Annotated in this window: 4 protein-coding genes; all 4 read right to left on the bottom strand. The window is 37.7% G+C overall.

Annotated elements, in window-relative coordinates:
* Window positions 1–236: 236 nt before the first annotated feature.
* Genes FSB84_RS08260 through FSB84_RS08275 form a run of 4 tightly spaced genes read right to left on the bottom strand, consistent with a single transcriptional unit; the run spans window position 237 to window position 11,365 of the window.
* Window positions 237–1,421 (bottom strand): DNA cytosine methyltransferase, encoded by a 1,185-nt coding sequence (locus FSB84_RS08260; protein WP_130542012.1) that lies wholly within the window; start codon window positions 1,419–1,421, stop codon window positions 237–239.
* Entirely contained in the window at window positions 1,414–2,487 is a 1,074-nt protein-coding gene (locus tag FSB84_RS08265; protein WP_207234275.1) for a PD-(D/E)XK nuclease family protein, read from the bottom strand. The genes FSB84_RS08260 and FSB84_RS08265 overlap by 8 nt, the downstream gene beginning before the upstream one ends.
* Complete coding sequence (locus FSB84_RS08270; RefSeq protein ID WP_130542011.1) at window positions 2,487–8,528, bottom strand: DEAD/DEAH box helicase; 6,042 nt, start codon at window positions 8,526–8,528, stop codon at window positions 2,487–2,489. Before FSB84_RS08270 ends, FSB84_RS08265 begins: the two co-directional genes overlap by 1 nt.
* Before the next feature lie 8 nt (window positions 8,529–8,536).
* Entirely contained in the window at window positions 8,537–11,365 is a 2,829-nt protein-coding gene (locus FSB84_RS08275; protein ID WP_130542010.1) for a hypothetical protein, read from the bottom strand.
* Window positions 11,366–11,571 lie beyond the last annotated feature (206 nt).

Below are 11,571 nucleotides of genomic sequence, written 5' to 3' on the forward strand. Positions count from 1 at the left end.
AGCAAGTAATACCGTTGTATGACAACGGGGAAGAACATTTTATGAAACCTCTATTTCTCCGAAGTCGAAATAGAATAGAATCTTGAATTCTTGCCCACTTCTATTTTTTGGAATTTTTCTCAAATCACGAATTATTAAACCAAGTAGGAATAGATATGAGGTACAGGAGAATTACTAGAGTGTTAATAGTAGTACAGATAGGAATGCAGGACTTTCAGGTGCTGTTTATTTGGGCCTTATTTTCGCCTATCACCTCGCTTCTCTTTCACCAAATGACCATTGATTTGTTTTGGATTTAATGATAGCTTTTCCTTTAAAAAAAATTGCATGGCTAAAGCAACAGCCTGTGCCATAGGAACAGGTACTCCATTACCAATCATCTTAAATTTCTTAGACAAAGGTAGTTCTGGGGGCAAAATATATTCTTCGGGAACGCCTTGTATCCTAAGAGCTTCTCGGACAGATATTCTTCTGTGCTGATAGGGGTGTAAATGCACTTCATTGTTACCATAACAAGCTGTTGGACTAAATCTAAACCTATGCAGCCGCTTGAATGAGGGACGGTTAGTTTGACCTTCCTGTATTTTTGCTAATTTATCTTTATCAGAATATAAATTAAAATATTCCTTTGCGTTTGCCACCTTATTTAAATCATTGATGGGCACAAGACAGCTTTCAACGCATAATTCTATCGGGATTTTCTCGGAATTTACTAACTGTTTGCCAAAATCATCAGCAATTGGCCAGTTATATTTAGTAAAAGCATTTTCATATTTGCTGTTGACAGGCCACGTAAACCAATGACCATCCTTCCTTTTTTTAACGGAATCTTTATTGACATTATCCTTCTTTATCCCAGTAAAAAACACACGTTCACGGAATTGCGGCACCCCAAAATCAAGCGCATTTAAAGTTTTGTAATCAATGTGATAGGTTCGTTTTACCTTCCGTAAGAGTTTAATTAAATACTCTTTGTTTGATTTTTGCTTTATCAGGCCAGTGACATTTTCCATAACGAAAAATGTTGGTTGCAATTCAAGGATTTTATTAAAGAACTGGATTGTAAGCTTTCCTCTTTCCCCTTTAAATCCCCCCCTGTTTCCGTAGACGCTAAAGTCTTGGCAAGGAGGGCCTCCAATAACGCCAAACTTTTCCGGCTTTCCACTGGGAAAAGCTTCCTGTATTATGGACGGCACTGTTATATCAACTATGGATTTGCTATTGAAAATTTCCGCCCTGATGCCATTACCTTTTGATTTCCTCCAAGAAGTAATACCAGCAGAATGAAGCTTTGCAAAAAGTTCATTATTTTCATTTGTCCAAACAATTTCAAAGCCAGCCTGCTCAAACCCCATATCAAGGAAGCCTCCTCCTGAATAGAACGAAATGACGGGGATTCTATTTTCCTTCTTCTTACTCATAGATGATAGTAGTCTTAGTAGCTGTATAAATATTCCCTGACATACTTTTATTTAAATTAAAGATGTTCAATGTCTTCCCCTTGCAAAGGTTTAAATAATTAGATTTTTCTTCTCCAAACCCCGTTATAGTTATTTTTTCACCATTACAATCCAAATCAATTGAGATGTTTCCATTCATGTATGTCACCGTATTAGTAACTACACCTGTCACGTCATTAAAACTTTTATCAATTTTAAGGTATTCAATATAATAACTGCATGCCGGTCGGAATAAACAAAACCTGCAATTTTGGGCAGAGGGATTTGCAATCGTTTCAAAGCGGAGTTCGCTGATCGTTAAATTAATCTTATCTAAAAGGCCTCGTGCTTCTTGATAAAGAACCGAGCACTCTTCTGGTGTAAAATCTACACTGTACTTTTGCTTTGCTAAATTGACGAGATTCAACTTCAATGAAGTTCTTTTTGTAGATTCTGAATATAAAAAGGCATATAATTTTATTTGTTCCTGGTATTCTTCTTTGACATGATAAACAATCTCGCCATCGTCATCTAAACTTTCCATAGTAATGGAGCCTGTCTTGAAATCTATGATTTCTGTTTCATCATTGTCTTCTATGATCAAGTCTATCTTTCCTCCTAAAACTCCATCAGTCGTTTGAAACCATTTTTCAGAGATATACTTTTTATTGGCTACAAATGTACCCGTAGGCAGAGTCAATAGGTATTTTTTAAGTTGAATCTTTTTTATCCCAAAATCCTTAACATTGTTTTGCAAAGGCGTATAAAAGCCATTCCCTTCCAAAATTAATTTCTCTTCCATTGTTTGGAGTTCCGCAGAAAATCTTTGGTTCAACTCATCCTCCGTCTTTATTTGATGTCTAGTAATTTGCTCGAGTAATTTATGGAAGAGGGTCCCCAAATACGCATTAGGGGATAAGGGCAAAAGATATCTTTTGTCAAACGCTTCTGCCAGCACAAGCTTATAGGCGCAATTTTTCATTGCGCTGAATTGACTTGGCGAAATTCTTTTTATTTGATTATATCTTATTGAGGTAATTTTATTCATTATTTCATGATGAGTTTTTCGTAACACCACCCTGGTCGCCTGTGCAGGTTGAAGGAATCTATAATGCTTAATCGCCCTCCTGATGTTCTTATATAGTCGTCAATTTCCATTTTTATTTCAGCTAACCAGTTATCCACCCTTATATTCTTAAGATCCCAGAAAGGGTGAACAAACATTATAACATTTCTTTTTCTTGCCCCCCATTTAAGTACCGGCAAGCCGTTGAGTTCTTCGCACGATCCTAGGTCAAAACTTGAGGCAAAAGTGTTTCCTGCTTTTTGAATAAAAATAAGCCAGTCATTTAATTCCGTAAAAGGAGAAAATCTTTGGTCTGTACCGCATTTATATTCAGAATTGGTGAATAACCGTAAAAGGCCCAGTCCTAATCTCCAATCAAGCAAACTGTGATAGTTCATATTCCTGTAAACCTTCAAACATTCGTAACATGCATCACTACAATTATCCTTGTGTCTTTGTGAATGGATTTTTCCTGTGTAAGATGATATGTTTGCAGGTGAAAGTGCGTCATTTACAATTGAGCTAAAGTTGTCAAATAGATATCTAACAAAACCAGAGCCGTTGGGTAATTCATCAGTAAGAACGATTTCTGCGGTTCTTCTATCTGTACCGTCATCCACTTTCTTTAAGGTGATGTCAGCAATTTCAATTTCTGTCGGGTCAATGTCCAATTTGTCAGCAAGTATGCGCTGTATCAGAAAAGCTGCAGAGTAAAAAGCCGATCTCACACCGTATGACTGAGCCTTCACATGCATTTCATCAGTGTCTTTTGCAAACATATTCAGGTCCAATTCCAGTGGTACGGTTAACGGGGACAATCGAAAAATTTCAGTGGTCTTATTATTGGCCAAGGCGATTTGCTGTTCCTGCGAATTGGGTAGCGGGCTAAAATAACTTGAGTATCCGTTATTGTTAAACCCATTTGCTAGGTCGCTCAATATCCATTGATTATTGAATGAGAAAGTTTGGCCAGTAGGGAATCTGTTATTGGTGTTGAACATTTTACCATAATAGAAACGATCCGAATTGGTATTAATCCTCCAAGTGACATCCTTGTCAGAAAGGATTAAGACAGCGTTATCTACTAACTTGTTAGCGTCCGGATTTGCTGGATCTTCTACTTTTTCAGCAAAGACTGGTGGCCTGGAAATCATTAATTCTGAATCGTCTTTGACATCGCTTCCTAGGGAAAGGTTAGTTCTGTAGGCCCTTGGAGTTTTAATCATGAATTTGGCAAAAGTTGATGTGTTTTGGTTGCCACAATTAGGGCAAGCATCACTTTGAGGCTCATTATCTTCTGAATAAGTCTGATTAAACCCACATGATTTGCAGCGTACCATCCACCGATTTAAGGAGAAAGGCAATGCGTTTGAAGTTGCCACATTTGTCACTGTTTCAACTCCAGCTCTTCTGGTTTTGATAAAGTTGCTTGTGAAGCCAATGACTGTATGAATGGCCTTATCTTTCGTTTTTTGCGATCCCGGCGCAAACTCATATATAGCCATAGCTTGCGGCCTATCAATTGCAAGAAGCCCCAATCTTTCATTTATACCGTGATATAAATTCTTAACGGTTGTTGGCATACCGAACATCGGGAGGATGCCGCCTTCAGCAAGCTTTTCCGAAATGTCATTTGTGGCTATTTCATCATTATTTACTATAGTATTTATTTTTCCAATAAATCCACTTGCCGAATTAAGGTCACATATCCAATCAACAAAATCACTTTTGTTGATTAACAGGATTGGGGTTATGAGAGTGTCAACTGTACTTTCGATTTTTTTCCTGTTATTAGTGACCCAAGCTCTTAATTGTATTTCGTAATTGGGCCAATTATCAATTTTGCCAAAGTCTCCGTGAACGCTCGGCTTTTCCTCATCATTATTCACATTTGTTTCAATTGTCAAAAATGCTTTTCTAAGAATTTCCTTTGACAACAGTCGTCTGAATATTCGCGGCTGTCCCATAGTAAGAAATGGTGTAGGCGGCGCATCTCCGGTAATCTTTTGAGGATTTGAAAAATAGTACTCGTCATGACTACGGCCTCGGCAAAACGTCAGGATGACGGAATATGCTTGGCCCCTTCTTCCTGCACGCCCGACACGTTGCTGATAGTTAAACCTCTGTGGAGGCATATTGCCAAGCATCACAGCTTGCAGAGCACCAATATCAACACCGACTTCAAGGGTCGTGGTCACGCTTAACAGGTCAATGATCTTGACCTTCTTATATCCTTCATCAGGTAAAATAATATTTCGAAAATGCCTTTGCCTAGTGAATTGGTCATCTGTTTGCCCGGTCAACTCCTCACAATGTAAGCGGATAGGTGGTCGTTTTTCGATTATTGCATTATAAGATAAATAGTTTTGTTCCCATATATTTTGACATACTTTGTCATTTGAATTATTCAATACAGTCAACGAGTAAGTACATATACCACCAGAGAAATGTAAGTGTGGCCGATTACCCCTTGGACTTGTCCAAACTGGGTCATTTGATGTAGCGATCTTAATAAAGAGTTCCTCGATAATAATTCCCCGGTCACCTCGCAACACGCCGATTCCTGATAATGTATTAAAGCAGGCATCACCTAAAGCAGTTTCGTCTATTCCGTTTCTCTCAGCTACGCGCTTGATAAATTTCTTTAGATGACTTGGCAGTCTAGTAAAATCTGTGAAATTAAATGGGTCGGTGTCATCACTGTAATTATGTTTGTATTTATCGCCTAATATCCTGATACAGGAACTTAAGATTTGTGTGAACATTTCTTTGGAAACTCCTAATGAAGAGGCTTCATCTACGATTCTTTGACGTTTTGCATCAATAGTAATATAACCTAAAGCCGATGACTCAAATGAGTAAAACAATGAGCGGAAAAATATATTTGCAAGGTTTGAAAATGTGCCACTTTTTATGTCGGCAATATATGTGGAGTCTGCACCTGAAGCCCATCTAAAATTGGGGAAGTCAATAAGATCATACCATGGAACAAATTGGTTGTTAAGAAGCCTTGATTGGATAGAAAGGTCTTGCCCTCCAGGATTAATCCCCAAAAAAGCAAAACGTCGTATTAGTGGGGCGAGGTTTATTGAGTTTGTAATATCAACAAGTTCCCTGGCATTAATGATCCTTGCCCTGTATTGATTCAGAGCGGTTATCGAATCTGCTTTTTCACGAAGCTTCGTTGTATTTGCTTCGGAATAATTTGATTTGTCAAACAAATCTTCAACGTCATCATATACTTCTTCATTTTGAGCACGCAACAATGCTTTTTGGGACTCATTATTAGCATCTAGTGCTTCAATAACCTGAAAACGAAATAAAAGATTAGAATGTAACTCTGTTACTAAAATCTCTCTAAGTAAATCTATAAAATGATTACGTTCTATACCGTTTGCTATTTGAGCTGCGTCCTCCCTGCTGTCAGAAAATACAATTAATTTTCTTTCTTTTTCACCAGCGGGCAAACGATACATTAGTTCCTTTGCAAAAATTTGGGTCGTTTTGGCGAAACCTGTCCTAAATCCTCTGACAGGACTTGTTTTTGATTTTTGATGATCGTTTTGCCGCTTTTGATGATTAATTCCGCAAGCAGGGCAAACACAGGGTAACCCGCGGTGCGTTTCCACCATGTTACCGGCAAGTGCCGGAATATTTGCAATATCATTTTTTGTACCATCCTTGACAACAAATAATCTTCCTTTTACCCATTGATCTGGTTCCTGTTCAGCCTTTTCATTACTCATATAGACATCACCTGAAAAGACATTTAATGAAGCAGGTTCCCAATAAGCCTCGAAATTTGCTTGATCAATTCCACCGACCGTGGTTTGTCGCCAATAGCCACTAGGCCAGTCTTGTGGGACATATTCCTGTTGGCCTTGGGGCCAAAAAACAGCAAATTCCTGATAGCTTCTTTTCTCAACAAGTTTGCCAGGGGTCTTTTCAGGTATGCCTTCAATATTAGGGCTGATAGGTAACAGTTCAAATGAATTATTTACGCCAGTCAGCCTGCTTCCACCAAAAAAAGTTGTTCCGCAATTATCACAATACAAAAGTTCCAACACCCTATATCCTTCGTCCGATTTGATTCTTGTTGCTGGGTATAATCTACCCGCCGTCCTTTGGATATCCGAAAACGCGTTTTCGGTTTCATTTGCTTTGACCGAAGCCCAAATACCTTCAATGTTCCTGAAAAAATAATGAAAACGGAAACGTGGCAATTTGGTAAGTGGATGCTTGGTTTCTATGTGTTTATAAGCAGGTTCATCCAACATTGCTCTTGAAATCAATAGACCTCTTAAAGCTTTTCGAACCATATGTTGGTCTAGGCACTGTTCAAAAACCGACTCCGAAAAATATATTCCTTCTCCAGTGTCTCCCATTGCACGTATTGTACAGACTGCTCTGAAAATGCCGTCAATCTTACACGCCGAATAAAGTCGCTCCCTCAATTGGACTGACGGATGAATAAGAGTTTGTAAAAGCCGGTGTGCTCCGAATTCGGTTGATGCTGGTATTCCTAATGTTAGTGACAACTCATTTGCACTTTGTTCGCATATAGCTATGAAATGCTCATCATTTACATTCTCTCCAGCTCGATCATAAGAATCAGCGATGCTTATGAATGGGGCCAAAGGTAATTTTTGTTCTGCTTCTGTAATTTCATTCACCGGATTGTTCTTGCCAGATACAATCTTGAATGGCTTCACATTGTTGTCAACTCCAAAAAAATCTTGTAAAAATTTTACACTTTCTTCTTTCCCTGGCTCCAATGAAGCACTCGACGCCAATATCCTAAGCTGAGGATGATGCGGATGCAAGCCAATTCTGTCCAGAACGAGTTTCAGTAGGTAGGCAACCTCAGTTCCTTGAGTACCCCGGTATAAATGCAATTCATCGATAATGAGATGAAAGACTCTTTTTTTCTTCTCCTGCTCAACGGCTGCATGTGGTAAATCCTCGCATGCGAGCCATGATTTCGTCTGTTGAAAGATGCCAGCGTCTACATCCCTCATTAGCATAATACTTAACATTGAATAATTAGTAATAAAAATGTCTGGTGGCGAAACTTGCATATCAAAACGACATCGCATTTCACCTCCATCCAAACGCTGAAAAAATGATTTCAATTCAATTGCTTCATTACCGGTAATTCCATTTTCTTCGATATACTGCGCAACTCTGGTGGCATCCCTCTCGATAAATTGAAGTTTGTCTTTGAGTTCGTTTATTTTATTAAGATTAATTCCAACAGACCCATCATCTTTGGTGACTTTTAACTCACCAGGAATTGGTGTGTCGCCATTATATCTGCCGAAGTAAATAGAATTTCCTTTTGCTGATTCGTTCAGCCACATTCTGGTTTCGTCCGAGTCCAGTGCCTTACGGAGCCTTGACATTTGGTCTTCTACCAAAGCATTCATTGGGTATAATATCAACGCACGTATTCCGGCAGGCCGTGTCTCATGGCTTCTTTGTTGAGCATTAGTCGAAAGCTTATAATCATTTGTGGGGTCTGCTATCTGTCTTGGAGTTAATTGATTCCACCAATTATCTGTATTGGCACCTTTTACCCCGGAAGGGCTCCAAGAGGTTAACTCCCTAGCAAGTTGAGCAAATAAAGGAAGGAGAAACGATTCTGTTTTTCCCGAACCTGTTCCGGAAGTAATAATACAATTATGGCCTGCTAATGATTCTCGCAACATTTCTGTTTGGTGGTCATATAGTTTACCATCAGCTGGGAATAGCCCTTTTTTTACCAACTCTTTAAAACAAAACAGTTCTTGTTCTGTCAGGGCATTTGACAGGTCACCTATGGTTAAGTCATCTATTACTTTATCACTCGATAAATAGTCTGGAAGTGGTTCTATCCAAGGTTCCCTATATAAAACTTTATCGAAATTCAGTAGATGATATCTTTCATTTTCAATACCTGTGAACTTTGTTCCAAAAGCTGTTTTTACATATCTTATGAAGTTTTCCTTGATTATGTCAAATGAGCCTACTGGATCTTTCATCATGATTGTATTTAAAGTGATTTCAATTCTACGGTTTGACCAAGTTTCATAAAAAAGTTTTGAATAAAAATACTTGGCACATTCTCATGTAAAACATACCACAATTGCCGACCATCGAGGTTAAGAGATTTAGTTAAGGGCATTCTTCCGCTAAGTAAAGCGACTGATTCTGCAAATAACCTAGGTAAAGGCAAGGAAGCAGGAATCGCCACTATTTGTTTTGAAGAATCATAAAATATTACTTGTCTGCCGGCCCACTTAATTGCCATGTACCGAGCCCAGTTCTTATCAACATTAAAGCATTTTCCGTTAACCCAAAGCTTGTGATAATATTCCCATTCCCTCAATTTATACTCAACTAACGTATAGCTTGTGTCAAAATCAATAGAGCTTTCTTTTTCAAACCTTAAAGTTTGTGGATTGAATATCTTTCTCGCCCAATTGTAATCTTCTGGAAAAGTTTCATTATTTGTAAATACGAACCGTTCGTATTCATCAATGCTAGCGGAAAATTCTTGCAACCCAAATTGCACAATCTCTTGTGAGTTGAAAATGATTCTTAATTCATTACACAAAGTTTTGAGCTCTCTCACTCCGTAACCTGTTTGTGGAGGCATACTTGCTGAAATGGTGATTGTATCTGGAATCAGAAATAAAGAGTTAGCTTCCTGTTGCTGATATATATCAACTACTAGGCCTAGTCTGGATGCCTTGCTTATTATTTTATCAATAAATACTTTATCTCTTCCTCCAATTAATAAGGTCTTTCTTCCTTGTTTTGTAGGAATAAGAATCAGTTGTGGTGGATTAACAACAATTCTATTGGACTGGTAATCGTAATCGAGGTATCCGAGAAAATCATAAAGGCTAAGCGAAATTCTTTTTATCCGGGAAGGATTAATTGAATATTCTGCTTCATTTCCTGTTAATCCTATGCCATTTATATTTTCAAATACATCGTAAAATTCAAGGGTAGTAGCTTCTTTTTTTACCGTTAGATAGTTTAATAAGAGGTTTCCCCTTTCATTGAAGTACTCGGAAGCGGTAGGCATTGTTGAGGAGGGAAGCGAAATTGGCATGAAGTCAGGGACAAAACCCTGTTGCATTTTCCAGTTTATCCCAAAAACGTTACTTCCTTCAGCATATAGCTGCGTATTTCCATTGATAACTCTTCCAAATAAATCTCTTTTAGACAATAAGGAAGAATCCAAGCTCATGCATGCATTGTTGGCATTGATCACAGAATATGCGATCTCGGGTCCAGGTAGAATTTCCTTTTGAAGGCGGATATAAAACTCTGCTTCAAGTTCGATGTCGTCAGGTAATTGCCATTTGTTTTCGTTAGTGATTTTTTTGCCAAGGGTTATTCTATTTCCAGATTGTCGGAATTCAATATAAACTTCCTCATTGCCATCTGCATTTATCAACTCCACTTCTGGCAGATTTAAATTCAGATAAGTCCTGAATCCAACCCGTAGGCCGCCAGCTAATTGTATTAATTTTCCTGAAGGTATGCTAAGTTGGTATATCTCAGGATGGCTTTTGGGTGGATATTGAAAAAAGAACAATTCATATCCATCCGGTAATCCTTCAATATCCAATTTCTCAAAATTGCTTGGTTTGAAGCATTTACCCCATTCGGTAATCGAATCGCCTAACTCTGTTCTGCATAATAAATACATTTTATCAGTCTTTGACAATACATCACTTTCAACCCAATATTGATTACTTAATTGGATACTTGCTCCGCTTCTAAAAAGGCGAATTTCTTTAGAGGGAAACCTGGCAATCCATCTATTAAATTCATCTTTTAACTCAAATTTTTCTCGGAACGGAAGCTTAATGGTTTTAGACCATCCTCGAGTTTCATAAATATTTTCAAGCCCATCGAACTTTAAGTCTACTGGGTAGTCATTGGAAGAATAGAGCCTGTACGAGAAATTTATTGTTTCTGTATTTTGATGTATTTCAAATTGAAGAAATAAGGGAGCAACGGTATAATTTCGTTTGATCTTTTCATCAGCCCCATTTTGTATAAGTTGATGGGATTCTCCTTTCCATTTTTTGTACTCTCGGCTTGTTATTTCAATTATAGAATGCCCCAATTCATTTCTTTCATCATTTAGTAGGCGTAAAGTGCTATCATTTACTCCTAAATATGTTTTTCCAAATTTCAGGAGTATCTTTTTTATCTGTTCTTCTGAATAAGTTGAACCAGGAACTAAGCCGGCCTCCAAGAATAACTCAGGTAACTTTCTAATCTCTTTGGGTGAAAAAAGACATTGTGAAAGAGGTTTGCCAACATATATCCAATTTGGATTGCCAAACTTTTTTAATTCAAAAATTCCAAGGTCGCAATTCTTTGTAATTATAGACCATTCTTCCAAGTTGTTCCATAGGTGGGAAATTTTTTGAAAATTGACGGAGGTTATTTTTTTTTGGACACGCTCGTTTAATACCCCGTTTTTCCTAAGAAATTCGTTTATCCGGCCATAATAATTGTTAGAATTGAAATTGCCGTTGTCAGATTCGGTCAAGGGGATAATATATAAAACCAGATAAGCGATATATGGAGGGAAAGATTGCCCGTCCCAACTTGCTGCAAGTTGTAAGGGACGGTCAATAGGAGAATAAGGCGATTGGGTTGTGCTAACGTGCTCATCGAATTTTATGGCATTTATGTAATCCTCCCAGATATCAGTATCATTGTTTTCTGGAAGATATTTCCTGCCAAGGTTTATCAAGTCAGACTTTGTTAAATAGAAATGTATATTCTTCCCTGCATTAGCAAGGGAAAAAAAATATCGGCTGATACAATCGTTCCAATCAAGATATTTCATGGTAAGGTTCGAAGGATAGTTAATGGAACTAGTAAGTTAAGGATTTTTTGTATTGTTTTAATAATCAAGTGCTTGAAGACTTCAGCTTCTTAAAAAAATCAAATTAGTCAATAACTTCAGCAATTTTTTAGATTGACTATGTCTTAGGCGCTATACAAAAAGAAAAAATATCTTTAATCTTACCCTTAATATTAGAAAATGAAGTT

This window comes from Pseudobacter ginsenosidimutans, from assembly GCF_007970185.1.
Classification (GTDB): Bacteria; Bacteroidota; Bacteroidia; order Chitinophagales; family Chitinophagaceae; genus Pseudobacter; species Pseudobacter ginsenosidimutans.

Bases quoted from the DNA above. Each gene is read 5' to 3' on its own strand.
- FSB84_RS08260 (WP_130542012.1), bottom strand. From the start codon at position 1,421: ATGAGTAAGAAGAAGGAAAATAGAATCCCCGTCATTTCGTTCTATTCA.
- FSB84_RS08265 (WP_207234275.1), bottom strand. From the start codon at position 2,487: ATGAATAAAATTACCTCAATAAGATATAATCAAATAAAAAGAATTTCG.
- FSB84_RS08270 (WP_130542011.1), bottom strand. From the start codon at position 8,528: ATGATGAAAGATCCAGTAGGCTCATTTGACATAATCAAGGAAAACTTC.
- FSB84_RS08275 (WP_130542010.1), bottom strand. From the start codon at position 11,365: ATGAAATATCTTGATTGGAACGATTGTATCAGCCGATATTTTTTTTCC.